The organism is Salmonella sp. SA15303 (assembly GCF_029962125.1).
Taxonomy (GTDB): domain Bacteria; phylum Pseudomonadota; class Gammaproteobacteria; order Enterobacterales; family Enterobacteriaceae; genus Salmonella; species Salmonella enterica.
The window spans coordinates 176921-202662 of sequence record NZ_CP123925.1 but is presented as its reverse complement, the minus strand read 5'-3'; the positions used below and the strand labels follow the sequence as shown (position 1 = coordinate 202662).

General features: G+C 44.1%; 22 protein-coding genes. 9 read left to right on the top strand and 13 right to left on the bottom strand.

Annotation, left to right across the window (positions count from 1 at the left end; all coding sequences use genetic code 11):
* From QEN31_RS24725 to mobI, 6 genes are read right to left on the bottom strand one after another with little or no spacing between them, the layout of a single operon-like run.
* Complete coding sequence (locus QEN31_RS24725; RefSeq protein ID WP_327258405.1) at positions 1–663, bottom strand: DUF4400 domain-containing protein; 663 nt, start codon at positions 661–663, stop codon at positions 1–3.
* A complete protein-coding gene (locus QEN31_RS24720; RefSeq protein ID WP_000343600.1) occupies positions 650–1759 on the bottom strand; it encodes a hypothetical protein in 1110 nt (369 codons plus the stop codon). The genes QEN31_RS24725 and QEN31_RS24720 overlap by 14 nt, the downstream gene beginning before the upstream one ends.
* The gene (gene traD, locus QEN31_RS24715) at positions 1759–3843 is read right to left on the bottom strand and encodes a conjugative transfer system coupling protein TraD (RefSeq protein WP_001284073.1); all 2085 of its coding nucleotides are present in this window, start codon (positions 3841–3843) and stop codon (positions 1759–1761) included. Before traD ends, QEN31_RS24720 begins: the two co-directional genes overlap by 1 nt.
* Positions 3843–6989 (bottom strand): MobH family relaxase, encoded by a 3147-nt coding sequence (gene mobH, locus QEN31_RS24710; RefSeq protein ID WP_001011152.1) that lies wholly within the window; start codon positions 6987–6989, stop codon positions 3843–3845. The genes traD and mobH overlap by 1 nt, the downstream gene beginning before the upstream one ends.
* A 9-nt stretch (positions 6990–6998) precedes the next feature.
* Complete coding sequence (locus QEN31_RS24705; RefSeq protein ID WP_000995978.1) at positions 6999–7736, bottom strand: hypothetical protein; 738 nt, start codon at positions 7734–7736, stop codon at positions 6999–7001.
* Positions 7733–8218: a conjugative transfer protein MobI(A/C) gene (gene mobI, locus QEN31_RS24700; RefSeq protein WP_000071885.1), complete on the bottom strand. Its 486-nt coding sequence runs from the start codon at positions 8216–8218 to the stop codon at positions 7733–7735. The genes QEN31_RS24705 and mobI overlap by 4 nt, the downstream gene beginning before the upstream one ends.
* A 759-nt stretch (positions 8219–8977) precedes the next feature.
* On the opposite strand from mobI, the gene QEN31_RS24695 reads away from it, so the two are divergent.
* From QEN31_RS24695 to QEN31_RS24675, 5 genes are all read left to right on the top strand, one after another.
* Entirely contained in the window at positions 8978–9778 is an 801-nt protein-coding gene (locus tag QEN31_RS24695) for a hypothetical protein (protein ID WP_000004208.1), read from the top strand.
* A 1-nt stretch (position 9779) separates the two neighbouring features.
* Positions 9780–10292, top strand: a complete 513-nt coding sequence (locus QEN31_RS24690; protein WP_001140952.1) for a hypothetical protein — start codon at positions 9780–9782, stop codon at positions 10290–10292.
* Positions 10293–10883: 591 nt separating this feature from the next.
* Positions 10884–11930, top strand: a complete 1047-nt coding sequence (locus QEN31_RS24685) for a thioredoxin family protein (protein ID WP_000196727.1) — start codon at positions 10884–10886, stop codon at positions 11928–11930.
* On the top strand, positions 11920–13335 hold the full coding sequence (trhH, locus tag QEN31_RS24680) for an IncHI-type conjugal transfer protein TrhH (RefSeq protein WP_001257292.1): 1416 nt from the start codon (positions 11920–11922) through the stop codon (positions 13333–13335). The genes QEN31_RS24685 and trhH overlap by 11 nt, the downstream gene beginning before the upstream one ends.
* 8 nt (positions 13336–13343) lie before the next feature.
* On the top strand, positions 13344–17294 hold the full coding sequence (locus tag QEN31_RS24675) for a conjugal transfer protein TraG N-terminal domain-containing protein (RefSeq protein WP_000386160.1): 3951 nt from the start codon (positions 13344–13346) through the stop codon (positions 17292–17294).
* A 122-nt stretch (positions 17295–17416) separates the two neighbouring features.
* Here the strand turns inward: QEN31_RS24675 and QEN31_RS24670 are convergent, their stop codons facing one another.
* The 4 genes from QEN31_RS24670 to QEN31_RS24655 all read right to left on the bottom strand — a co-directional run bounded on the left by QEN31_RS24670 (position 17417) and on the right by QEN31_RS24655 (position 20297).
* The gene (locus tag QEN31_RS24670) at positions 17417–17923 is read right to left on the bottom strand and encodes a YrhA family protein (protein WP_000654195.1); all 507 of its coding nucleotides are present in this window, start codon (positions 17921–17923) and stop codon (positions 17417–17419) included.
* Between the two features lie 9 nt (positions 17924–17932).
* Positions 17933–18994, bottom strand: coding sequence for an HNH endonuclease signature motif containing protein (locus tag QEN31_RS24665; RefSeq protein ID WP_000902297.1), 1062 nt, complete (start codon positions 18992–18994; stop codon positions 17933–17935).
* Positions 18995–19117: 123 nt separating this feature from the next.
* Complete coding sequence (locus QEN31_RS24660; RefSeq protein ID WP_001371950.1) at positions 19118–19675, bottom strand: HAD domain-containing protein; 558 nt, start codon at positions 19673–19675, stop codon at positions 19118–19120.
* 82 nt (positions 19676–19757) lie between these two features.
* Positions 19758–20297 (bottom strand): lytic transglycosylase domain-containing protein, encoded by a 540-nt coding sequence (locus QEN31_RS24655; protein WP_327258404.1) that lies wholly within the window; start codon positions 20295–20297, stop codon positions 19758–19760.
* A gap of 147 nt (positions 20298–20444) precedes the next feature.
* On the opposite strand from QEN31_RS24655, the gene QEN31_RS24650 reads away from it, so the two are divergent.
* From QEN31_RS24650 to QEN31_RS24640, 3 genes are all read left to right on the top strand, one after another.
* On the top strand, positions 20445–21194 hold the full coding sequence (locus QEN31_RS24650; protein WP_000720274.1) for a thioredoxin fold domain-containing protein: 750 nt from the start codon (positions 20445–20447) through the stop codon (positions 21192–21194).
* 24 nt (positions 21195–21218) lie between these two features.
* Positions 21219–21611, top strand: coding sequence for a hypothetical protein (locus tag QEN31_RS24645; RefSeq protein WP_000843243.1), 393 nt, complete (start codon positions 21219–21221; stop codon positions 21609–21611).
* 195 nt (positions 21612–21806) lie between these two features.
* Entirely contained in the window at positions 21807–22067 is a 261-nt protein-coding gene (locus QEN31_RS24640; protein WP_001439466.1) for a hypothetical protein, read from the top strand.
* Between the two features lie 59 nt (positions 22068–22126).
* Here QEN31_RS24640 and QEN31_RS24635 read toward each other — a convergent pair whose 3' ends face one another.
* The gene (locus QEN31_RS24635; protein ID WP_121343843.1) at positions 22127–22474 is read right to left on the bottom strand and encodes a hypothetical protein; all 348 of its coding nucleotides are present in this window, start codon (positions 22472–22474) and stop codon (positions 22127–22129) included.
* A gap of 370 nt (positions 22475–22844) precedes the next feature.
* On the opposite strand from QEN31_RS24635, the gene QEN31_RS24630 reads away from it, so the two are divergent.
* Positions 22845–23654, top strand: coding sequence for a DsbA family protein (locus QEN31_RS24630; protein ID WP_000031378.1), 810 nt, complete (start codon positions 22845–22847; stop codon positions 23652–23654).
* A gap of 45 nt (positions 23655–23699) precedes the next feature.
* Here the strand turns inward: QEN31_RS24630 and umuC are convergent, their stop codons facing one another.
* Together umuC and umuD are read right to left on the bottom strand one after the other, a co-directional pair.
* Complete coding sequence (gene umuC, locus QEN31_RS24625; RefSeq protein ID WP_001371894.1) at positions 23700–24953, bottom strand: translesion error-prone DNA polymerase V subunit UmuC; 1254 nt, start codon at positions 24951–24953, stop codon at positions 23700–23702.
* On the bottom strand, positions 24943–25377 hold the full coding sequence (gene umuD, locus QEN31_RS24620) for a translesion error-prone DNA polymerase V autoproteolytic subunit (protein WP_000111290.1): 435 nt from the start codon (positions 25375–25377) through the stop codon (positions 24943–24945). Before umuD ends, umuC begins: the two co-directional genes overlap by 11 nt.
* Between the last annotated feature and the right edge of the window lie 365 nt (positions 25378–25742).

The window sequence follows — 25742 nt, the reverse complement described above, 5'->3', positions numbered from 1 at the left end:
TTACATGAGTTTTTGAAAGTTAGACCACAAGCGATTCAATGCAATTCCCAGTATCAATAAAGCGACTGGTGGGAAAAGTTGAGCGATATTGTTAAATAGTGACATATTTGGCATGACCAGGTAGACCATCGTTAAAGCACTGATCACCCAAAATGCTCGAAACCAAATACGATAAAACTGAACTGTAACCTTACCAAATACGTACCTCTTCAATTTCCACTGGTACATTCCATCTGCTAGCATGGCAAATAGATAGGGCAGAAAAACGATTAGCCACCCCAGGATTAAGTTCCACCGGAAAATGGACCGATAAAGTAAGAGGGGTATGTTTTTGGCCATAGTGTAATTAATAGAGGTAAATTTTTCAGCAACAATGTTAATACCTCTGGCTGGTTTTTTGGTGTCAGGGATCAGAATAGTATTCAGATAGTCAATTAACTTATAGTCATGTACCAACCAATTTAAAGTCGCTTCACTATTTGCAATGACAGACTTCCAACGGTCATTTGATATGATGGACCGGCTTGCATTAACCTCCTGAGTAATCTGATATTTGAGCTCCTCAGTATTCTGGAAAGCCAAGCTGTAACCAAAATAAATGACCATGCCAAAAAAAAGCATTGTTCTGAGCACTGCTGCCCTGCTTGTATTATCCGCAGCCATTGCTTTCCCTCCATTCACGAAAAAGAGCTAGCCTCTGATCGTGATTGCAATAGTTGTTACGCCACATCGTCGGGATACCCAGGAGCCAGTGGTACTGTTTAGGTATGATTTGGTCGATGAGGCTTAACTCCGCCAGTTCTTTATGCTCTGCGCTTTTCCACTCGATCTGTCCCACATCAGGAACAAATACAGCGGTCCTTGCTTTTGCGGCCTGGCGGGAAAATTCTATAAAGTTGATGCCCCACGGCGTCCAGTATCTGTACTGCTCGTTTAGGCCGATGTTAAACACCGGCAGAGAAAGAGTTGAGTCGGCAAAAGCCGAAATCACATTTTTGCAGACTCTTGGACTATCTATTTTTTCCTGTTCGGTTTTGAGATGAGTCAGCAGTGCACGGTCAATAATGCTGTTAAAGGTGTTTGTATAAAGGCCATTAGGGTCAGGAAGCTGATCTATGGCAGTAATGATTTTAAATTTTAACCGAGAAAGAAAGGGAGAGTCCTCAATAGTAACTATATGACTATGTGTTGTTTCTGGATGAATCTGGGGTTTGATGCGCTGTACTTGTTTAAAAGAGACACTACCTGGCAAATTAATGAATGCGCCCACCGTGCGTGTTAAATCGACGAAATAAGGCAAAAGATAACAACCAAGCATACGGGCATTCTTTTTTACAAGATCACACCGTACGTCATTGTTATCGAAAGAAATACGGAAACTAACGAATTTACGTTCAGGACCTTCGCTGGTGGTCAGTGATTGAATCCATTCATGGCATGATCCTTGTGGTACCGACCAGTAGCTGGTTTCACGGTCCCCAAAGGGATCAGTCGTGATCAACTCTCCCTTTAAAAGGAAAAGCTCAGACAGGGTATTTGCCATGGAGAATAGGGAATCGATATCGTTGCTCTGACAAAATTTTCCCAAATGATGAAACGCGTTTTTTTCTATCATAGTTAGCCGATCTCGAACTTCCTGAGAATCTGCGTACTTTAAACCCAAAGACTGAAAGCGCCTTTTTACGAGCGAGCGACATTTGCTGACTTTTAGTGCAGAGCTTAAAATTTGCTGGCGCGTCAGGACAATTTTTTCATCCATCAATGCAACTTCCTTAGAAATTTATTAAGATTTTTGATATCGAGATTTTGACGCAAAGTAACTTTTCCGGCCTTCTTGAAAAGCATTTCCGACAGAGTTGTGTTTGGCTTCATTTGTTTCTCAGCAACAGCAATAGGGATTTGGCCTACAACCTTCCTGCCATCTTGAAGCCTGGCAACTATGTGAAACATAGGGACCTGACCCAAGAGATCCTTTGGAATACTCTCTTCTAAAGTTGTCTGCTTTCTTTCTGAGATTGAACCTGAGAAGTTATTATGCGGCAAAGATGTTTCTGAACCGGTCGTATAAGTGACCATATTTGTGCTTATCGCACTCTTACCAAAGTTCTCTACAACAAGCGTCTGAGTAGGAGTATCGTTGACTCGCAAGCTTATATAATTGTTGCAGAGCCCCGTAATTCGATTGGCAGTTTCAACACTTGCCGCAGCAATAAAGTCGGAGATGGTTTGGGTGCAAATAAACAGTGCAATTTTCGCTGCACGACCCTGCGCCAGAAGGTTAATCATAGGGTTGTTAATGGCTGAGTGTGCCTCATCAACAAAAATACTTATCCTGGAATTAGCTGACATATCACCATCTTGAGCGTTGTAGCGACTACCGGCACAGGAGGTCAGATCTGACATTATTAATTGAGAAATAGCAGCTGCTGTATCGGGGTTTGAAAGGCCATCAAGCGAAATGTATAGCACCCCGCCAGTGCTGAACATCCCTTCGCTTGTTACAATTTCTCTTGATGATACTGAGTTCGGGTTAGGAGATAAAAGCTCATTTAAAGGTTTTTCAATGAGCATATCGAAAACAGGCATAATACCTGCGGTCATTTTAGCCATATGCTCTGGGTCGGACATTGAGTAATCAATAAGCTGGGAAACAGTATCTAACCAGTCTATTTGTTCGGACCCCTCGTAATTCATGAAATGAGCCGTAAACCATTCAGCGAGACGCTTGAAACGTACCGGCAAGGTATCGTTAGCGACGTACTTAACTTTTTCGGTCCAGACATCGTAACCATAATATCTCGCGTAACATGACTCCATTACCTTGACTGTAAGATTCACAATAGACATGTGGCTTTTCATGTTCTTGTGAATCAGATAAATAGAAGGCTTTTTCTCTATGTAAGAAAGCCCGGAAATCACATTGGAAACGAGAGCCTTGGCATACTGAACGAATGGGTTAACCTCACCGGGAACTGTCACCAAGCTCAAAAGACGAGATGTTAGGTCAGAAACATTAGTATAGGTGTTGCAGACATCAATACAGACCGAAGATGCTGGCTGGCCAGGATGAAATTTATAGAAAGGAAGACCGAGGGTCTTAGCCTCTTCCATTAGAGATTCTCGCCACTCTGCATCGTTCTTTGGATCTATGACAACAACAACATGACCAAGATGAAGCATGCTAATGCTTAGTAAACGCTGTAGCACCGTTTTCCCGGTACCCACGTTTCCGGTTATCAGAGTATGACCAAACCAATTGTCTTCAGTTACAAATATGGGTTCCCTACGTTCCACAGCAAAAATTGCATTGCTGCCGCCCATCTTACGAGCCATTGCGTCAAAATGTCTCTTAATTGGGTTGAAGACGAATGGCAACTCGATCTCACGTTTATCACTGGAGAGGTTAGCTATTTGATATGCCCGATCCGCATGTTCCGGACCCCACTCAAACCCATCACAAAAATAGGACTTTCGCTCGGGTATATCCTTATTTTTATTTTGATAATCCTGAACCAGTTGACGATACTTTCGCTCATTGGAGAAAAAGTTACTTTTGTTAATTACACGCAGTGAATCAAGACTAACGAACATGAAATGTCGCTTGAATACACGCCAATGAGCCATCAAAAATGGCGCTGCTGTTTTGCAACGATAAAGGCATAGCAAAAAAAGCAATATTGAGGTGAACAGAACTATTGGGGCGATGTCCAGTCCGTCTGAAGAAAGTCCCATATAAAGCATAGAAACCGAACAAATCAAAAGTATTGAGGCACTACGATACTCAAGAATAGGCCGATAAAAATTCTCTTGTGCATGGAGGTTAGTCCTCTTCGAATCTGACATTATAGGTTCCCAGCCTCTTTCAGGTTATTGATAATTCGTTCAATGTCCACTTTCGCCCGGTCTGATGCGGCCAGCAAAGTAGGCATGTTAAATGCATGGCATTTTGTATTGATCACAGCACCAGAATTAACGAGGTACTGAGGAAGCTTATTGAAAAGATCTTGAGCCTCTAACTGCGACCCAAATTTTTCCACGCAAGATTGGGTCAGATAGAGAGTATTAGGAGTACTTACCATAAATCTGTTTTTGCGCTTTCTTTTAAACGCCACCTCCATTTTGGACAGAATTTGATGCAGTACTAACGCAATTTCTACAAATTCAAGCTCTGTAACGTCACCTTCGCTTATAAGCGAGAATTCACCATTTTGGTCTGATTCAGTAGATGCAAAGACTTTACTGTTCAGATTGTGACCAGAAACAGGTGATGCTGGTTTTTGTACTTCTGCTTTGTCCGATGATTTATTCCGGTTGCGCTTGGGATTTTGTTTTTCTACCGGTGCTGTTGGGGCGAACAGTCTGGCCAGTGCTGGCGAAAGATGATGCCCCTTAGCGTCTGTGGGCGCATGCTCTCCATTTGATTCTTCAAGTACAGGAGGTAAGGCGGGCTCTTCACTTGCCATCACACTGGTTGCGGCTGCTTCGGTCTGGGAATACACAACTTCAGCTGGTGGTGGGCAGTTACCCTCAGTATCTGGTTCTGAGTTTTCTTGTCCTACAGAAACATCCATAGAGCGTTCATTCGTACCCTGGGGATCAGCGTTCTGTTCTCGGTTAAGTTCTGGTAATTCTGACGGCTCGGAGAGAAGCTTTTCATTATGGACCGAAGAGCTTGTTGCACAACTACCGACTTCTGGCCGAGAAACACTAAGCTGTGAGAAATCGGTATAATCAATGATCTCATGCTCTTCATCTTCTTTCTCAAAAAGATGTTGATAATGTTCATATTCCACAGCCTCAGTTTTCAGCGGACCAGTCGCGGATGCACTATCGGTTCCATGATATTCCACGTCGCCAGAATGTTCTTCGACTGCATTTACACGTGGGGGAGGCAGCTCAAGCGTTTGCTTTGGACGTGGGGCAGAGTTTTCAACAGAAGACTCATCATTAATCACTAATGCCTGATACATAGAAGTATTGAAAAGTGACTTTAAAGTTGTTGGCCTTCTTGGCTCATGATAGGTGAGCTGGAACCCGGCGCAGTTATCGCCGAGCTGGACTAAACGCAGATCGTCAATGTCCCTTACTATCCACATTCCATCGAGAGAGCCTTCTCTGAATGTCAGTTGGAAATAGGGCTCTTCACTGAATGCTTTTTCATCTAATCCCGGCAGCAATGCCATAGTGGTATCTATGTTGAGGTAGGGGACAGCATCAACACACACTATATAGTCATTGGAAAGTGGAGCGCTTAAAAGGAGTTCATGAAGTTGGTTGACCAGGACATGGGATTCCGTGTCCTTTGCCGATTCATCTTCACTTTCTTCTATATCAGGAATGACAGGATCAGCTGCTTCCTCACCCTCAGATTTAACTATCTGCGTGTCATTATCAATTTCATTATCACTTTCGGCTTTCTTCTCAAAATCGTCGGATGAGCCTTCATTTTTCTTAGAATGTATATCAACATCAATAGAGGCAGAGGAGCGGCCTAAATCATTAACCTTAAGAACAGCCGTCTCAACAGTATCAGTAATTTTAGTTATAACGTCCCGACCGGGCACTGGTCTTCTGTATTCAGTAACTGTTTTTTGCTCGTCAATGTAAATAAAGTCTTTATTGGCATTAACGCTAAAAAGACCCGGCACTGAGTCAGGGATTTTATAGGAATCAAAGATTAAACCAATCCACCTTAGCTTAAGAAGGTTATAGAATTCTAGTTTCCCTATCCCATTTCTAAAGATGTTTGATATTTCGTTTTCCGAATAGATACCCGGAATGAAGTAGTGAACGACACGCTCATCATCATAGGGCTCGACGTAACCACGTTGAACTAGGGATTCTACCAATACGGTCTTACCAGCCTCTCCCTGAGGGAAGTTATATTTATGTAATTCGAAATCATTGAGAACAAAATCAAGGAATGCGTTCTCGTTAAGGTATACCTCACCATTTACGATAATGATGTGCATAGGCTTAGCATTGTAATTGTTGATATTGATACTGGTAAAGTTGTGCTTGATGGTACTAATGGCCCTTGCTGCTGCATCATTAGAACGCAGACCCATGATAGGGTCACGTAAAACATTAAGGTCTGTACCAGTAGAATAGAAATCAGCGGTCCTCACGCATTTAGACAAAAAGTCATTCCCATCAGTATAAACGTTTAGGGCGGTGATCATTTTTGAATAAACACGTTCTTTATTTACCCGATCCAAAAATGCAAGACATACCGGGTTTAGGATTCGCTCAAGGAAAACGCTGGACCAGATATTATGTTGATTATGAATACGCTTTCGCCAGTGGATTTCGTATTCAACCACGTCATTTTCACGTGCCCAGTCAAGAAGACTTTGTGAGCTTGGCGTCCAAATGATCGGACTAGCTAAATTCAGGCTTACAATGTCGAGATCGTAAACCTTTCCGGCATCATGGACTAAACCACAGATAAACGCAGCATAGAGATATACTTTTCTACGGACTACTTCTTCATCTTGATATCCGATTGGTCTCAGTTCTGAGTGATGCGCATTTTTTAAAGAGAGTATGGCCACTTCCAGGCTGTGAGAAAGTAACCCACCAATACCATTATGATGATGATTTTCGGAAGCTGGCAAAAGATGTATCCAGCGAACATATTCAACCAAGGGCTTTAAAACTAAATTAGTAAATGTATATGCATCGTCCCTGATGTCGCTATCGCTGATAGCTAACATCATTGAAATTGAGTGCAGCTTTTCCCGATACAGAGACAGGATTGACTGTTCATTAAATGTCTGTATGCCCGTCGGACGAGTTGGATACTCGATGAATTTCAGGACTTCTGGATTTGGATGATCAGGAACAGTGTACTTCTGATCTCCTAGAATCTGCGCAAAAGGAGAGAGGCTTGATATATCCTCAATCATTACAGAGGTTGCATCATTCTCCTGAGATGAGAATATCCCCAAAATCCGTTTAATACATAAATACAGCGCCCTGAAATTCATCATCATACCTTATCGACGTTTGCCTGACAGTTCGGCTGCAATGTATGCCTGCACACTTTTATATTGCATTACTTTGGTGATGAACTCTGCTGGACTGTATGGCCCATCCTTACGGCGAGAAACATTCAGAGTCTTTTTCACATTCTCAACATATAAATTAATACTCTTTATAATGTTGTGAGACATAACCGGATAGTCGCTTACAGCCAGTAAACCCAATGAGTTGTACTCATACATTGTGTTCATGAGCTGGTTCATCTCGAAGATGTACTTGTAAAACCTCATGGTGTTGTGGTTATTGAAGTTGAGTTGTACTGGTTCAAAACTGAAAGGTACAAACTGAGTTGATGACATGAATGAGTCATTCTTGTCGAACTCAATTGACTTAATATAAGCAACAAGATTTTCTTTCATCTTATTGTTTTCTTCATGCAGCTCGTTGAACCAATCCTGAATAGCCTGAACAAGGTCAGGATGTTTAACTGCATCAACCGTTTTAAAGAGAGAGGAAATAGCGATACTCACATCATCAAAACCTCTGATGACTGCTCCATTTCTGGCAGTTAAAAACCGGTTAAAGTCTGGGGTGCCGGGGTTAATAATAACTTTGGCCATACCCTGGTGCTCTGGTCTACGTTGAGTAGAAGTTTGAGCGTTTACGCCTTGCTTTTTATTTGAACCTTTTACCATTACATCTTTTGGTTCAATGTTAATACGCTCATTGTCCGTGATAATTGCGTCGTTCATTGTGCCACCTTAGTTTTTGAGTATTGACGGATTTTTCGTCCAAGTTCGATATATGCTGAATGATAGAGCTCAAGCATTTCTCTGTAAGGCTCCAGCAATGCTTCCGTTTCAGAAATCATTTCGTATTCCCAGCTGGCATGGTTTACAAAACAGTTCTTAGAATATTTTCCACTTTTCATTGGTTGCACCCGTTTTGACATGTGGCTAGGCGCTCTTGTTTTATAAGGGCTGAACTGATGCCAAGTGATCGTTACTTTTCTGGCATTACCAATTAGCTCAACTTTTGGTGCGTAAGAACCCAGGTACTCCCTCTTTGGAACTTTGCTATGTCGGGTAAGGTTAATCTCTTGGTGGTTTCGTTCCTTCCACTTGATCCAGTATTTTGTAATGAGATCTTCAGCCTCAACACGCAAACCTTCAATCTGAGCACGTAAATTTTTACGTGTTAGCTCTATAGAACTTATAAGATTTGAATTACTCATGACGCCTCCTGATGTGAAATTATTATACCGGAGGAAATTTCCGTTTTTTTTCACGAACAGAAGATTTTTGAATGCTCTTTGATGAGGGAATTGAACAGATGTAATGCACTCGCTGTTTCCCCCATTCGGGAGGGGCCTTCAGAAACAGTAACAGCGAGTTTAGCCTCACTTCCATCGCTACCCCCTAAAGTTACTTTTGACAGAATGACCATTGTGGATTATTGCTTTTGATAATGTGCATTGCTCTATTAAAGTTATACATATATCTAGTGCCACTTTTCCAAAAAAAATGACCCTATGGAACTTTGTCCATAGTGACACTTTTATAAAAAGTGACCCTATGACGACATTACATAGGGTCACTTTTCAAACATAAGTGACCCTATGTGAGGCATTCATAGGGTCACTTTTCTTTGTTTAGTGATCCTATGTAAGCATGAGGTTGATGAAAAGTAAAAATGTCAGTTTATGACGGTCAGTGAAAGACGTCGTTATTCTAATCCAACGTTGGGAGGGGCTGGATTTAGGTTTTTTTTTAATCGCTTCACATTTCGTTAGCATGCGCAGGAATTTTTGATAAAATTCTGGTTAGTTTGGTTAAAAAGTGTTACAAGTAAGCGGTGTGGTTGAAGGGATAGATTTAAGGCTTATTCAAGCCTTAAGAAAATACTAAAAGTTACTTTTCACCCTACCGAACACCTAACAAAAAATCCATGTTGAAGATTTGAACAATTGTAATGGCGCAAGGACAATCAGCACATGTCAGAATCTGATAATTTAACTCGTAGCTTACTCGGTAAACTTTTCCGCACTGAGATTTCGCTTATTCGTAGTTACCGTGCATTTTTAATGTTATTGCCTGTGCATGGATCTTCTGCATATCAAACTGGGACTCCTCTTCTCCAGCGTCGCCTATTTGGGAAAGGATTTAGTACAGCCGCTGATTTAGCTTTTGAAGTGGAAACACGTCCAGGTAGTTTTTTGGTTCCGCGTACACTCGGAAAGGAAATTACATGGGAGAGGTTTTTTTCTGCGGTCTTGGACGGTGATTCCAATGTAATTCGTGAATATGATACAAATGATATTGACTATGGTATTTACGATGCCGGTGAAAAAGTGACTTTTCTGAATGGTACAGTGGATATCTATAATCCCAAGAAGATTCATGAGTTGCGTTCTAAATGTGTTGATATACAGAATGACTACTTTATGCAGGTGTTCTTTATCTCAATGCTCGCACCAGAGTTTGTAAGTATTTTCTTTGGTTTAAAACCAACTACAGCTGATGCTATTAAAGACATTGGTTATTCATCGTTAAAAACAATTAACGATGTCGTTCTTTTCCCACGTACAATTGCTTTCTCACAAGGGCATATTGAAGAGAGTGTTTCACTTAAAACGAAAGTTTTTGCCTGGGCTTATGAATTGTCTGCTGACATCCGGTTAGGAAAAGTTAGTGATGATTTGATGGAACTATTACGTTATGACACTATGTTCACCAGTCACCGTCAGGATGTGTTCAACACTTTAACAAATAAAGTTATGTTAAAGGATTATTGATATGGCAAAGGTCGATCAAACAAAAGCTAATGCTCTATTGCGAGCAGCAAGAACTATGTCGCTTGGGGCAAATAAAAATACAATACGAATTTTGTACGGTAATCATGTTGCTGAAAATATCGATTTTGAGCCTGGTGCAAAAACAAAACTCAAAAAAGGTATCCGGGGCTGGAGCAAACGCACAGATAACCGCCGAGCCTTTTCTGCTGTTATTGATGTCGCAGTTAACTATTTTGGTTTTGATCCAATAAATCCGGAAGCGAGTTTTCGGCAAATTGACTTCAACCGAATAATGAGTGTCCTTCATAATCTGGGATACTTTGTATGCGCACCGGAAGTTAATAAAATAATAGAAATCCTTACTTCTATGAAAGAAATTGAAGAACTAGGTGCCTGCGAAAAATGTAAACGCCCATACATTGTGCCAGTGACAAATGATGCTCATTGTCCACGTTGCAGATTATCTTCAACTGCTTCAGCCATAGAGAGGTATTCTCAAGAAGAATTAGATTAAATTTAAAAAAGATATCGCGAAACTTGCCTTGTCTGAATCTAAATATTGACTTAAGTCAAATTCTGTTGTTTGCTTTACAATCAAATATTAGTTACAACTTAAATATCAACTCTTGACAAGTAAAGATATAATTTGATTTTTCTTTATTCAGTTTTTCTTCGTTCCAAAAATGTGCACCTTTTTTTCTGTTGAAAACGTAAAACTACTTAGGTTCTCAAAACCTTCTATGCATGACGACTTCTTAATCGCTTTCAATTAATATATTTTATATTCTTGTCTAAGTTCGCTTCTTTGATCCTTAGCTATTCCTTTTTTGAAATATAGAAACAGCATTACTTGTGATGATTTTTTTCAGCTCTAAATACACCTGTTTTCAAAGCAATATTTGCTTTTAGATATTCGATAAAACCATGTTTTTGTTACACCGGATTTTTGACAACGTGCAAGATGGATGATCTTTCCATCACCGAGACTATCTTCTTAGTCAGCACTCCTTTTCCGTCCTTTTCAACATAAAAACGACCATGCTATACGAGCTCTAACCTTTTTTTTGTATGCCATCATAACCGCATCAGAAAAGGAGAACGGTCTATGACTCGTATTGCATTAGCGCCTTCAAAGATGGTTTTGCTTATGTCTTTGGTAATTACTGGTGCCCACGCCAGCCCTGAGCAACCCCTAATAAAAGATACGCCCTTTGTATCTGGCCAGGCTTATAAGAAGGGTTTCTTCTGGTATGACGATCCTGCTAAAAAAAGCGAAGCTGAAGAAGAAGAGGTTTTGCCACCAACCGGTGCTGCTAGCTCGCCTTCAAAAGAGGAAATGGTAGATTTAAATTCAAAATGGCTAAAAGAGAATATGCCTCGACTGTTAACGCAGGCAATGGATAACCCTACCGCAGAAAATCTATCACGTTATTACACGGCGCAAAGGTTAATGCTGGATATCAGTACGCGTTTTTCTGACAAATCAAAAGATTATTTTCTTAAAAACCCGATGATGTCTGAAAAACGCAGGCAACCAGTGGAAAAGGTGGCACTGGATGCTCACCGCACTGTTGTTGAAAAAAATCAGCAAACGGTAATGAAAGATATCTTTACTAAGTCAGGTTTATTTTTCTTTTTCCAGAGTACTTGCCAGTTTTGCCACGAAGAAAGCCAAATACTTCAATTTATGCAGAACTATTATTCGGTAGATATTCTTCCAATCAGTATGGATGGAAGGCCATTGCATAATGGCCTTTTTCAGGATTTTAACATCCCCAACGCACAAATTATTGATCAATTTAAAATTCGAGAGGTACCTACAATTTTCCTGGTTTCAAAGGATGGGACATCAGCTCAGCGCATTAGTGAAGGCATGATCTCCGCTGATGAATTAAAGAACACTATTATACTTGCCGCGAAGGGCATGAATCTGATCGATGACGCTTCGTTCCAGTCAACTCTAGATATTAAAAGGCAATATACCATCGGCGATGATGGCGTTATTACCGTTAATAAATCCGAAATGGAATCAGACCCATTCCTACTTCAAAAAATAATGGACCAAAAACTCGAAGGCTATGACATGCCTACGGCCGATCCGGTCAATTATCTCAATGCTGGCGGCAGTTTTGGAGGCACTTATGCGCAGTAATGCCGTTTTCAACTTCAAAAAGTTACTTTTGTCTCTTTCTGTTTGTGCTGCAATTTTAGCCCCGACTGCAAATGCAGACAACGCAATGCGTAACATTTTCAATGGCATGATGACGTCTACCAGCCCGGCCACCTTTTCCACAGCAACCCGTACAGGCATAGTTGGCGGGTCAATGTCTTACCGAACAACAAACGTTAATACCAACCTTGTTTCCATGTCGTTTCCAAAAGCTTCTGTCGGTTGTAACGGTATTGACGTTTTTCTTGGGTCCTTCAGCATGATCAACGGGGACCAGCTTGTGCAGGTGGCCCGTGGTATTGCCCAGGGTGCGGCTATCTATGCTTTTAACGTTGCTGTTTCAGCTATTTGTGCTGACTGTGCTGCAACGATTAATGACATCCAAAACAAACTGCAAGCGCTAAATAAATTTGCGAAAGATTCATGCAATGCAACTTACTCTTTCCTTTCTGAAAACGTGGGTACGCCAAGCCAGTTCGCTAACTCAGTTAGCTCTGGACCAGCCTCAATTCTGGGATCGATTAATGGTCTTATTCCTGATTTTGGCTCATCGATGACAAAGTCACCTGAAGCTGTCACTTCTCAGGTTAAAGCAAAGGATCCCGAAGAGTTCGCTGAAAAATTCAGTGGTAACCTCTTCTATATGTCGTTCATGGATATTGATAAGGGAACGATGAACATCGGAGGGGTAACGGAGTTATCCGGTTATAAACTGGCAGAACAACTTATGTCTCTCGTAGGTACTGTCATTATCAACTGGGATAGCAAAGGCGAAAAAGCGGGAATGGAAGTCCGCCCGTCTACCATGACTGTCACGGATTACATCATGGGGCCACCAGCTGGCGGATCAATTAAAATGCTCAAGTGTTCTCCGGCACCAGATCCATCATCCCCACGAAAGGCTCAGTGCCTTGTCATGTCAGAAGTTAATGACGGTGGTTTTAAGGGATTGAAGGATACCATTTCTGATCTTCTTTTAAACGTACAGAAAAAAATCATCAACGACGTTCGTGTTTCAGATGATGAATTACGCATTATCTCCTATATCGGCATCCCGACCATTATCGACTCTTTGCAAACATTCGAAGCACCGGAAGGGTACGCATACATTCAGGACATCAGCACTATTGCTGCGACGAGCCTCGTAATCAACATGTTGCGCCAGGTTGAGGCCAAAATTTCAACCATGAGCATACCGAGTGAGTCGCTGTCGGGTAAAAGGGATGATCTCAACCGATTAACAGACAATCTCTCAAAACAGGTTAAAGCCGCCTATGAGCTATCGCACAGCCAGGTCGGTACCAGCTCGGACGTCATTTCAACCTGGGATAACCGTCGCCTGCAACGGAAGGCTTTCACTGAAAGTATTCGTGGCACACGTAACTGAGGTCTGACATGGATTACAACATATATACCCTGGGTGATATTGATTTTGTCTGGTCGGCTTTTACCGGTATTGCCCTGATCTTTTCTCAATATACTGGTGTAAAAGAGTTCCTGACCACGGCCGCCGTTGTAGCAGGTGTGAGCCTATTCTATAAAACGTGGCTATGGCTTCAGGCTCCGACCAAAAATGAATTACCGTTTTTCTCCTGGTTTTTGGGGTTGATCCTTTTCATGATGGCAATGGTTCGAGTGGATGTAACTATTGAATCTGTAAAGTCGGGAGAGGTCAGAAACGTCGACGGAATTCCAATTTTTATTGCTGCGATGGCAACCGTCACCACTAACTTAAGCCAGGGTTTGCTGAAGGATTATAAAACAGCGTTTGATCCGCTTTCTCCGGTGGACCTGTCTGCAACAACTCTGGACGATGACATCACCCTCGGTCCGATGATCCGATTCGTGAAGTTTTTGCAATGGGGCGGCGATAGCCAGGGCTACTGTTCCGCATTTCCTGAACCGGCCAGCGGGCTAGGGCCAATGAACGTATGTGCTACCGTTCAGTCTCTTGCATACAACTGCCTGAAGGCTACCCAAAACTCAAGCGCAAATATTGCCGGTAAAGAAACTATTTTTAACGATATTTTCTCAGCTAATCTGGCAGATAGCATGGACCGGATTAATCAGGCGATGAAAGGCGCACTGAAGAATGCCTCTGCCAGTATTGTTGGCGCTAACGGTTCAAAATCTGGTACGTGTGATGAGGTCTGGTCAACTGTGAAACAGGTTACCAGTACAGCTGAAGCTCGCCAGACTATTTCCCTTATAGGACAGACAAACGGCATCCTTACTCCAGACGAAGCAAATGGTGCACCTACCGGCGCAAGCTTTACTGATGTTATGGCGTCAGCAAATGGTATGTACGGTAAGGCTATTGGTTCGTATGACGCCACCCTGAACCTGTTCATTATGAATGAGCTCAGAAATGGCGCAAGCAAATATAAGACCCCACTCGGTCTGGCTTCCGATATGCAGTTGTTTGAGGCTTCTCTGAAGCGAACCAACACAATGGCTTCACAGGGCCAGTTGTGGTTACAACTGTCGGGAGCAGCAATCGCATTCCTTGAAATGTTTGCTTATATGGTTGCTCCATTTGCTTTGCTTATGCTGCTGGCGTTAGGTGGTAATGGTGTTGCCGCTGCGGCGAAATATTTGCAACTTATCCTCTTCGTGAATATGTGGCCGCTTACGGCAGTAATGGTCAACGCGTATGTGAAGAAAGTCGCGACGGCCGACTTGGATACCTGGAGCACCCTCAACAGCCAGAATAATGCCGTCACGTGGATGGGACTCCCAGGGCTTGCGGAAACATACAGTTCATACCTGTCTGTTGCTTCCGCCCTCTATGCTCTGATTCCGGTACTCACATTATTCCTGATGACACAGTCGATTCACCCGATGATGAATGCGGTTAAGGGAGTGACCCCCGATGCGCCGGTGGATACTGGTCATGTAACGCCCAAAGTATGGGATGGCCCTAACAGCGGTAAATCTTCATTTGGTGACGTGACACGAACCGCCTTAACCAGTACCGGTCAGGGATACAGCGATGGCGGCGCAGTTGATTCAAGTAATTTCCGTCTTGGAATGTGGAATGCTGGTTCAAGTATCGCTAACAGCCAGGGACAAGGATCAGCTGTAACCTCATCAGTTATGAGTGCGGCAAGTAATTCATTCCAGGCTGGTTACAGTCAGATGAGCGAAATTGGAAGGTCAGGACAGTCGAGCCAGCAGTTCTCAACCAACCTGCAAACAATGAAGCAGATCTCGGATAAGATTGGTGCCTCTGTAGCAGAAGGTATTGCAACGAAACATGGGGTGAGTGCGTCTCAGATGGCCAGCATTGCTTCAAATGTTATTCTCAACGCTGGGCTTAATGGAGGTGTTGGAACTGGCAATGGAGCCGGGCTGAAAGCGGCTGTAGCAGGGCAATTGAGTAGCGGTGCATCTAAGACCAATACAGGCAGTGACTCGCTTTCAAATGACCTTTCAAAAGCAATCACGAATCAGCTTAGCCAGGATTCTGCGTTAACTGACCAGTTCAGTAAAGCGGCGTCTCAGGTAAGCAGCGATCAGATATCCAATACTAATGCGTTTAAAGAAGCATCGTCGAAAATGAACCAGGCGACACAGACGATGGCGCAAAATATTTCTACATCGGTTTCGACTAACGCAAGCTCCAATAGTGGAATGAGCCTTGATTCTAAACAAAGCATTAACCTGGACAGGTTCTCCGATTCTATTCGCAACAAAAACTTCAGTGATGATGATGTAAGGAATTTTGCTCGTAAGAATGGGCTGGATGAGAATGCGTTTATGGAGAAATTCAACTCCTATAACGATACCTTCAAGGCCAGTAATCAGCTTGGATCGCAGCTTCAACGTACTGACGCGCTTGTGGCTGCAACCCGAGATTTCAGTGAGCAAAAAATTGCGATTGATACCGCCCGGGGAGAGACGGCCGAAAGTAATAAACAGGATCTCCGTGAAACCTCCAGCCTGCTTAAAAGTCTGGTTTCCGACTTCGGTGGTAATGCACAGCAGCTGCTACCTATCACCAATCAGCTCGACAGAATTTCAGGTGACGGGTCAGGAATTAATACTATCACTCAGGCACAGGATAGAACTCCTGACAGCGTAAATACGTCTGGCGTGATGAGTGCGTCACGCGTAGGGGAACTGGGTGGAAGTGTAGATTCGCAGGCTAAACTCGGTCTTTCCTCCAACGCTCAGGACGCGACACAGCATGTCCCTGGAAAAAGTGAAGCTGGCTTTACTCCGTATAACCTTGATAACGCGGGCAAAGGCGATATTCAGGGAATACATAACAACAACGTGGGCCGCACTTATTCTGATGAAGAAAGGAATGTGCTTAATTCTCTCGAAAAGAATGGACCTGTACTGAATAATCAGGGTGTAGAGAAAGTCGTCAATTCGGGTCAGGATGTCAGAAATGCAGAAGGCACATTTAACGATCTGGAAAAGGTTGGAGGTCGGGTGGTTGGTGATGGAATGGATCAACGAGCCACTGCTTTGAACAGTATGTATCAGAGCGGGCAAGTTCGTGGCTTATCTAATAACACTGATAACTACTTTAGTCGTGTTGCCAACAACCCGAACTTAAGCCGGGACGATAAGCGAGCTGAATTGGCACAGCAAGCTGTCTTTACCTATGGTGCCAGCACCATGGCTACCGGTGCCGAAAGAGAGCAGCTCAAAGCGGATACCCAGAAGATCCTTAATGAACTGGGTAACTATAACGTTAACTGGAGTATGAATGACGTTAAGAGCATCCATAGCAGTTTCAACACTCATAACAGAGCTGATGGTTCACTTGAGTCAGTCGTACGGGCAAACCTGGGAGAAGGTGGGTCGGGCGGTGGTCTCGTTGGTAACCGCACTCAGACCGTCACAGATCGCTTGGTTGGGGAAAAGATAGAGGCCAACACTGAGCGGGGCGCGATTTCTGGTGCGCTACTCGGGGGCCAGCAATTTGTTTCGGATACGCTAACCAGCGTTGGGGCGAAACCGGTAAATGAGATGCTTACGGGAGCGGGCATCCTTCAAACCCAGACATCGATAGCAAATGATGCCTCTAACCCTGCAAATATGCCTGATTCTCTCCAGGGTAAAGTCCTTAATCACATGCAGATGTCTGATGGCGTCGCAGCTGTAAGTGACCGGTATCAGAGTATTAGCAGCGACGGCGTTTCGACTTATGCGAATGCAGCGCAGAACTCTGAAAGGGCTATCCGGCAGCAATTGACGGATGACCCACGCTTTGGGCCTCAGAAAGCAGATGAATTCATTCAGTACATGAAGTCAGAGCTGAGCAACACAAATGAGCCTTACCAGTCACGTGTCGATAAAGCGGATCAGTGGCTTAATGAAAATAAAAAATAAGGGAGGTTGAATATAACCTCCTGAAATGACTATCAATAGATTGTAAATTACTGCTAAACAATTAAGGCCGCAAAGTATGTGTTTGCGGCCTTTTTTTCAGAAGTACCGCTCTTGCGGAACATTCAACTGACGGTTTGAATCAGTGAAGACAAAAATCTATCAAACTCTGTATGAGATTCAATAACATAATCAGTAGATGCTTTGTCTCTTATCTGAAAGCAGTCGTCTGCAAAACTATAAGCGAAAAGTGACATGCCATCTTCTCCGATTAACACCTTATCAGTGAGATTTGGGTCAACGTAGATTTCATTGTCTCGTGCTTCAAAGTTGCGTATGTAAATATTTGACCACAATAGATTTTCGTTCTCTGCCTGAACAAGGTTATAAAACGTAAGTCCGTTGTACTCAAAACCATCCATAGCATTAAACACTTGGGCATAATCAAGCCTGGTTTTAATGAGTTTCTGTATATCTATATAGGCGCTCTTTTTGTGATCTGCCCACTCCACTGGAGGCGGATTGCAGATTAAGTCTTTCAAGACTTCCGGGGCTACCGGGCTGGCTAAAGGGTAGTGATCTGCAACCATCAACCTCTTTAAGCTGCTGAGTAGTTGAGTTAAATCTTTCATGAGCGCCTCTTACTTTCCTACCGGGTAGATAACACCGTTCGGCGATGGCCATAGAACTTTGGTGCTTGAATTATACGGTAGATCCTTCGTAATGATGGATTGTGCTTTCGACAGTGCTGAATGGTATGGTGAATTCTGAATAAGTACCAGGTTGTCTATAGCGTTTGTGCCACCATCATCAAGAGGGATCTTGTGGTGAACCTGCCACCCAGAGGGGACCTTGCCTGTTGCAAGTTTCATCAAATCGTTAGGTTCAAACGTAGCCAGGGCATCTGGGTGGTCTGAAAGTGATTTAAGGAAGTTAGGGCGTACAGTATTGTTGAATTGTCCACGGAGAGCTAAATATTCAGCTCTGTCTCGGCGCATGTAGTTCAATTCGCTAACATTCATATCATCGAGCAAAACGTGTGCTTTTTTGTACTTGCCGAGATAACTTGTCAATTCATCCGCAGACCTTGGATTTCGGATAACCAGAAGTGAAGCCGCTGCAACCAGCATACCTGAAGTTGTTTCGTTCAATACCTGGTCATAGCCTTCAACAGCTTCGCCGCCAAGTTGTTCAGCCGTATGTCGAAATCCCTCCACATTTCCATTATAAAGCCCGCCAGCTGCGAGAAGACGACCAGCCGCTTTGGAATTAATGGTTTTTGTTGATTGGGCGTGCTGTGCTGGTGTCGTTGATCGAACGTAATACCCCGGGCGTTTCAACTGACGAGAGATGATATCGCGCAGACGGGTAAAGAGGGACAGGGGCAGGTCATTGCGTAGGTTGCCATTTGATATAACCCCCGGCCCGGCATTGCCGGTTATGTCTTTTCTAAGCAGAACGATCTTACCGTATCTGATGTCGTCAAGCGTATCGCGGTAAGCGAGCCAGGGGCGTTGATGGTGGAACTGGTGATACCGGCTGACAAACTGTGTATATCCCTGCGGTAAATTCCATTCCTGAATAATCCGGTTTGGCAGGGCGGTATCTTCGAGGTCATGTACCGCCGTGGCCGGATGTATGATGTGGGGAATATCCTCAAGGTATATGTCATCCAGTGACTTAGCCTGACAGTGATGCAGCATAATGTCCCTTTCTTGTCGAATTCATATGAGACATTATTGCGTATGGTATAAAACAATCAATCCTAAAGTGGATGGGCGTACGAGATCAGCAGTGACAGGGTAAAAGGAAAGTTACTTTGTTCATCAGCGTCCCATGAGCTGATGGTACCTTGCGTTAAGAGCTGCAAGGTCAGATTCGGTGAGGCCCGTGTAATAATCGGTTTTGTGCAAATGCGGATAACCGGCCGGAAATAATGATTCGTCGTCATCAAGGCAGATAAATGCTTTAACTCGATGTGAAAAGACAAAGTCCTCACACTCGGCAGCCCGCACACCAGTCTGTCCGTGTTTTAAATATACCGAACCGGTTGCACCTATGATTTTGTCTCTATAAGGCACCCGGAACAGAGATTTCAGATAACTTGTATTAGCGCACTCACGCCATGAGCTGGAGATAACAATCACCATGGCAGGGCAGTTATCCAGCAATTTCTCTAACAGTGGCATTCGCTCAAAGGTTTCATTTTTACACCTGTGGCAAACCCCATCGAAATCTAAGAAAAGCACGACATGCGAATCAGGGAGAGGGGCCCATAAACCAGCTGTTGTTTCTTCATGAACACATACTTCTTCATGATGAGGGTTTTTCTGGATCAAGAAAGAAGAGAGAATCTTAAATAAATTTCTTGCAGAAGAAGACAATATATTACTCCTGAGTCAGTGTGAAATATTTGTGGTGGTTTACCCAAGCCACTCGATGATCTTCTGTAATATCGGGTTGTATTTATTTAACAACAGGAGTCGGGTTTTGCTCCGGGACATTTTTAGCTATATGGCCATTGTATCGAGGAGGTTGCTGGGTCCATTGATAAAGCTCACCCATCCCGTTACGCTGCTGGATCCGGCGATTGTACTTTACCATGAAGTTAAATATGTACTTTGCACGTACCTTTGGGGTTTTGCTGTTGTAATCTGCAATCCCTTCAAACACATTGCCCTTGCGATCAATAATTTTTCTATAGAGCCACCATGTTCCAACCCAGAAACTTGCGCAAGCATCGTAAGCCAGAACCCGCCACGTTACCGTCGGGAAATGCTTTTTTATTTCAGGTAGATTGGATGAGTTGATCTGCATTGGGCCAATATCATAAGTGCCGTTAGTATTCCTGCTGAAAGTACCAACCTTACCGCCTTCATTGTCAAACAACGTAAAAACCAGTTCAGCATCAATTCCGAAGTAGCGGGCGGCATCCGTAATGCACTGAGTGTAAATCTCATCAGGAACGGGAATAGGTTTCACATCATCTGCTGGTGGTGTAAACACAACGATTTCTCCACTGAATCTACGTTTTATCTATTCTCCCATATATCTATCGACTTTCTTTCGGCTTTACCCGTTGATTTAAGCGTTTAAGCAAAATTCTGGAATTTTGGGGCGTGATAATATTAGTGCTCGATTTAAGGAGCGGAAATGAAAAAAATTATTAAGGCATCGGTATTACTTCTTTCATTAAGTACCGCCTTCACGATGAATGCCGAGCCGGTTAATACAATGGTACTGCCAGATGCAGCCCGGGATAAGCTCAAAGCCATTGGGCTTTCAATCGAGCACGTCGAACCCTCGCCAGTAAAAGATATTTTTACGGTGATTTCCAGGGAGGGGGTAAGTTACGTGAGCAAAGACGGAGATTACATTTTTACCGGAAGCTTATTCCACGTGAAAGGTAAAGATGTGGTAAACACCACTGAGCAGGCCATTTTAATGGGCGTCCGGGAATTCGCATCCAAAACAAAATCCATCGACTACAAATCACCAAACGAAAAATACCGGCTTGCTATCTTTACCGATATAACCTGTGGATACTGCCAAAAACTGCATCATGATCTGAAGTCTTATCTTGATGCCGGTATTTCGATTAAGTTTCTTGCATTCCCACGTGCAGGACTGAACTCGGTAGTAGCCGGGAACATGGCCAAAATCTGGTGTTCAGCAAAGCCAAACGAAGCTCTGGATGCAGCGATGAATCCGGTTTCAACTATCCCGGAAGGACGTCCTGATGAGGCTTGCTTAAACATTATCAAATCGCATTTCCAGGTGGCCTCAACAATCCCGCTGCAAGGTACTCCTACCATGGTGACACTAAGCGGCAAACCGCAGTTATTTACGGGGTGGCTGAGCCCGGAAAACCTGGTGACCCAAATGGGCGCTGCGCAAAAGTAACTTTTCCGACTGTAAGAGGTGTGTATGAAATCTACTTTACTGAGTACGTTAATGCTGGTTGCTGTAGGTGTACAGCCCGTTTTCGCTGCACAATGTCAGTACGGAGCCTGTGGAACGGAAAACGATCCCGGAATCGGATTTCTGATGTCATCGGTACAAATGGATAAAGGTGAACATCTAAAGGAACTCTCTGGTGTTGCGACCACAGGTGACACCATCTCTAAAAAGATGGAAAGCTACCTGGGAAATAAAAAGCTCAAGGTAAACACCGACAGTACCCGCAAGGGGCCGGGTAATACCACCATCAGGCCTACAGATGAGCTCGCCCCAACGAGGCAACTAAAAGTTATCCGGCCCGAACTGGTAAAAAATCCCGATTCGCAGCTCGTGGTAGCTTTCAATGAGCGCCTGGCCTGATTTATTGACTGAGAGCGTCCAGAAGGAAAAAAGATGTCGATACTCAGTAGCTTCGTCATCAGAGCAACGGGGATACCTGACAAAAAGTATCTCCGGGATCCCGTAATAAAACGTTGTTATAAACGTCTGAGTCGTAGGGTGCCTGCTCTAATGACGGGGTGGCTTCTGTGCATTCTGGGTTCAGGGTATGTCAGTATGGCACTGGAACAGCCTGATAGCACTGTATTACTCAGTCTGCTGCTGTTGTATGTTATGTCAGGCATTTTACTGATGCAGTTCCAGTATATGTATTCAGAGCGAAGCATAGGCTACAAGTTCTACCTGGAAGTGCTTATGAATGCAGCTGCCAGTACTCAACATAAAGAACAGTTACAGTATCTGTTCATTAATAAGCCCAATTCCATCACGATGGGCGATCTTTACCGACTTTATGATTTTAATGGGGGAGGGCGATAGCCACGTTAATGTGCGTGTCCAAAAGTCACTTTTGAACATTCTCTTCCCGCCGTCTGCTTTCAGTTCCAGGGGATCACTGCAACATAATTTCCGGAACGCAGCGGCGCATCAAATTTATCAGTAAAGGCGTCGATCATTGCTGAATAAGCAATGCTGTCTGACGGCACAGGTGCATTGCTTTGCATACTCACTTTCAGAACCTGCTTTGCTCCTTTCGCTGACGGGTATACCTCGACATCCAGCTGTCGCATATAGTGCATCTGCGACATCGTCTCAGTGCCTATTACCCCATCGACTGGCTTGTAGTCATAGTCAGTATGCAATTCGCCATGCTTGTCAGTTCTCGTTGTCTTTTTATCTACAACGTAGCCTGTCACCCCAGTAAGAAGCTGCTCGCTATACTGCATGTTCTCCTGTGAGCTGCTGATTCGGAACCTGAGCACATAATCTGGCTGGTGAGTGGAAATAATGACTCCTTTTTTTGCTAATCCATCAGCAAAACGGCCTGAAAACATTCTGGACTGAATACTTTCGTCCGGAGGGACTATCTGAAACCTTTTATTTGTAACAGGACGAGGCATTAGATCGTACGCATCTACCTGGTTTGCGAAATGATATCCGCATCCACTCAAAAGCATTGCGGTTGTGAGTATAAAGCCCTGCCTAATCATCCTTTAATCTCCAAAAAGCATTGTTTCACGAATAATTCCGATTTACCGGGCCAGTATAATCCATCGCAGGTTAATAACTAACAGGCTGAAAAGCATAAAGGTAGCTATGTCTAAAGAATTTTATTTAAAACCGATGGCCACGATTTTAATTTCTGCGGTTATTGCTACCGCTGCCTCGGCGTTAATCACGGCAACTTATTTTAAACCGAAGGTGCTCAGTGAGGAAGAAATTGGCAAAATTGCCGCTACTTACCTGGTAAAAAATCCCCATTATTTAGTGGAAGCAGGTAAGGCGCTGGAAAATCAGAACGTGAGTGCCTCAGTGGAACGAATAATTCCATATGCGCCAGCTCTGCTGGATACCAAGGAGACGCCAAACATCGGCCCTGATGACGCCGACGTCGCGGTAATCGAGTTCTTCGACTATCAGTGTATTTACTGCATGCGGGTTACACCTGTTGTTGAATCGGTAATGAATCAGAGCAAAGATGTAAAATTCTTCTTTAAAGAATTCCCGATTTTTGCCGGTTCAAAACCTGTATCTGCCATGGGGGCCGCTACGGGTCTGCACGTCTATCAGAATTTCGGTGCTGAAGCCTATCGTAAGTACCACAACAACCTGATGGCTGTGGCTCATACCTTCATGACCTCTCAACGCAAATTCGAACTCACTGACTTTAATACTGTGGTGGAAAAGTCAGGGTTTAACAGCACGTTTTCTGACAGGGAAAAAAACCGGTATGAAAACGTGATCTCCGGCAATATGCAGCTGGGCGAAGCGCTCGGGATCACCGGCACACCCGGTTTCATCATTATGAATATGAAAAAGCCGAATGCGGCGACTACCACATTTATCCCCGGGGCTATGGACGCAGCAACTTTGCAGGGCGCAATCGAAAAAGCTCGCGGGGCCTAAAGTTACTTTCACATTTGATGAGTACGGCCATGCCGGTCATGGCCGCTACGCTTTTACAACGAGTAATTCATCCCAGCGGGTCGTATATCTCGGTGATAGCATGGCCTGCTTCATACGAAAATCCTGTTGAATGCCTTCCCCCAGTAAAAACAGAGCTCCGCGCTTTTCTTTATTGAACCGGTCCATAACTTTCATCAGTGCCTGACTGCCAGGCCTGGCCGGGCGAGTATCAAACAGGCTGAGTTGCTCTGTGCCGTCAGTCATAGCGGAGAGCATTACCCCTGCTTTCGCATACGCTATCCCGGGTCTGTAAATGCGGTTCAGGATGGTCATGGCTGCATCAACCAGATCGCGGGTGTCCTGTGTAGCGGTAAGCGGCTCGATACCACAATTGCTGTAGCGGTTTTCACCTTGCGCATAATTGCTACTCTGAATGAAGACTGTGATTTGACGGGTCCACGAGCCATCCTTGCGCAGCTGCTCTGCCGCCCGGGCGGTAAAAAATGAAACTGCCTCATGTAGCTTGCCTATCTCATTAAGGCGCTGACCAAAACTTCTGGAAACGATAATCTGTTGCCTGACAGGAGGAGACTCGTGCAGCCGGAAACATGGTTCGCCATGCAGTTCCCGCCAGGTACGCTCGATTTCAACGCCAAAGCTTTTACGTAAAAAGCGAACGTCGCTATTATAAAAATCACCGGCAGTGATGATCCCGAAAGCCGACAGGCGTTCACTAATCTTTCGACCAATACCCCATATTTCTCTGGTACTGATCAGGCTCAGGAGCTTCCTGATCCTGGCCTGATCAGTCAAAACTACAACCCCGCCTGTAGCTGCCCATCGTTTGCTCGCATAGGTGCATAATTTAGCGAGGGTTTTGGTGCTTGAACAACCCACACCACAGGTAAGGGACAGATTATGAAGAAGTGTACTTCTGATCAACCGGCCGTAATCTTCATAATCTATTATCTTGTTCATGTTTTTCAATAACATGAAATTTTCATCTATGCTATATCGACTCGATTGAGGCGCGAAGCTTTCCAGCGTTTCATGGAAGCGATTTGAGTAGTCTTCATACAAAGTAAAGTTAGAGCTCCGGACTTCGATCCGGTGTTGCTGAATCAAATCCCTGCACTTAAAAATTGGGGTCCCACGCTTAATACCAACGCTTTTAGCCAGTTTATTCATTGCAATGACGGACGAATCGTTATTGCTGGCTATGATGAGCGGCTTTTTTGACAGCTTGGGATCCATCGCACACTCAAATGCCGCATAGGCTCCGTTAATATCAACGTGCATGTACATGGCTGAACTGATTCAGTGCAAAGGTGACGACGCCCCATATCTCAAGGGATTCAGGATTTACACGTATCGGCTTATAGGCTGGATTAGAAGGCATCAAAAGCAGCTCAGGATACGTGTGTAAGATCTTTACCGTAAACTCTCCATCCACCAGCGCAACGACGATAGAGCCGTGTCGTGCTGTTAAAGACCGATCCACAACCAGTATTGCTCCATCATTGATACCGGCATTGATCATACTGAGGCCCGCCGCCCTGACAAAGAAGGTTGAGGGGCGGTTGCGGACTACATATTCATGCAAATTTAATTCATTATCTTCATGCCCGGCGCACGGACTCATCACTCCACAGCTTAGTAAATCACTGAAAAAAGGTGCCATTTCGTAAGGCTTGTTGCTAATGTGCTCAAGGATAACAGACATAGCTACACTCGAATTCTTGTACTGTATGTATAAACAGTGTGCGCCGGGAGACCGGTAAAGATCAAGGGGTGAAAGTCCCCGACCATTGAAGGACCAGCAATCCACAGGGTCCCCGAGTCATGCGTTGTATACCGTGAGGTATGGGGCGAAGCGTTGACAGGGGTGTTGACAGGCCAGCCATTGAGCCACGAAATGTATATTAAATTCCCGGGTGCCGACGTTGTACTGTTTACGGAAGGCAACATCATAGGGTGCGTTACTGCGAGTGCCATATGGACCCGGCGGGGTCTGAGACCCTGGCATGTCAATACGATCTTTACGCGGGAACCGGGAGATCTCCCCTCTGACCATCTGCCAGTGCCGGA

Bases quoted from the DNA above. Each gene is read 5' to 3' on its own strand.
- QEN31_RS24685 (WP_000196727.1), top strand. From the start codon at position 10,884: ATGACTCGTATTGCATTAGCGCCTTCAAAGATGGTTTTGCTTATGTCT.
- QEN31_RS24690 (WP_001140952.1), top strand. From the start codon at position 9,780: ATGGCAAAGGTCGATCAAACAAAAGCTAATGCTCTATTGCGAGCAGCA.
- mobH (WP_001011152.1), bottom strand. From the start codon at position 6,989: ATGAATTTCAGGGCGCTGTATTTATGTATTAAACGGATTTTGGGGATA.
- QEN31_RS24675 (WP_000386160.1), top strand. From the start codon at position 13,344: ATGGATTACAACATATATACCCTGGGTGATATTGATTTTGTCTGGTCG.
- QEN31_RS24650 (WP_000720274.1), top strand. From the start codon at position 20,445: ATGAAAAAAATTATTAAGGCATCGGTATTACTTCTTTCATTAAGTACC.
- QEN31_RS24630 (WP_000031378.1), top strand. From the start codon at position 22,845: ATGTCTAAAGAATTTTATTTAAAACCGATGGCCACGATTTTAATTTCT.
- QEN31_RS24705 (WP_000995978.1), bottom strand. From the start codon at position 7,736: ATGAACGACGCAATTATCACGGACAATGAGCGTATTAACATTGAACCA.
- QEN31_RS24670 (WP_000654195.1), bottom strand. From the start codon at position 17,923: ATGAAAGATTTAACTCAACTACTCAGCAGCTTAAAGAGGTTGATGGTT.
- traD (WP_001284073.1), bottom strand. From the start codon at position 3,843: ATGTCAGATTCGAAGAGGACTAACCTCCATGCACAAGAGAATTTTTAT.
- QEN31_RS24725 (WP_327258405.1), bottom strand. From the start codon at position 663: ATGGCTGCGGATAATACAAGCAGGGCAGCAGTGCTCAGAACAATGCTT.
- umuD (WP_000111290.1), bottom strand. From the start codon at position 25,377: ATGTCTGTTATCCTTGAGCACATTAGCAACAAGCCTTACGAAATGGCA.
- QEN31_RS24645 (WP_000843243.1), top strand. From the start codon at position 21,219: ATGAAATCTACTTTACTGAGTACGTTAATGCTGGTTGCTGTAGGTGTA.
- QEN31_RS24695 (WP_000004208.1), top strand. From the start codon at position 8,978: ATGTCAGAATCTGATAATTTAACTCGTAGCTTACTCGGTAAACTTTTC.
- QEN31_RS24720 (WP_000343600.1), bottom strand. From the start codon at position 1,759: ATGGATGAAAAAATTGTCCTGACGCGCCAGCAAATTTTAAGCTCTGCA.
- QEN31_RS24640 (WP_001439466.1), top strand. From the start codon at position 21,807: ATGGCACTGGAACAGCCTGATAGCACTGTATTACTCAGTCTGCTGCTG.
- trhH (WP_001257292.1), top strand. From the start codon at position 11,920: ATGCGCAGTAATGCCGTTTTCAACTTCAAAAAGTTACTTTTGTCTCTT.
- mobI (WP_000071885.1), bottom strand. From the start codon at position 8,218: ATGAGTAATTCAAATCTTATAAGTTCTATAGAGCTAACACGTAAAAAT.
- QEN31_RS24635 (WP_121343843.1), bottom strand. From the start codon at position 22,474: ATGCAGTATAGCGAGCAGCTTCTTACTGGGGTGACAGGCTACGTTGTA.
- umuC (WP_001371894.1), bottom strand. From the start codon at position 24,953: ATGCACGTTGATATTAACGGAGCCTATGCGGCATTTGAGTGTGCGATG.
- QEN31_RS24665 (WP_000902297.1), bottom strand. From the start codon at position 18,994: ATGCTGCATCACTGTCAGGCTAAGTCACTGGATGACATATACCTTGAG.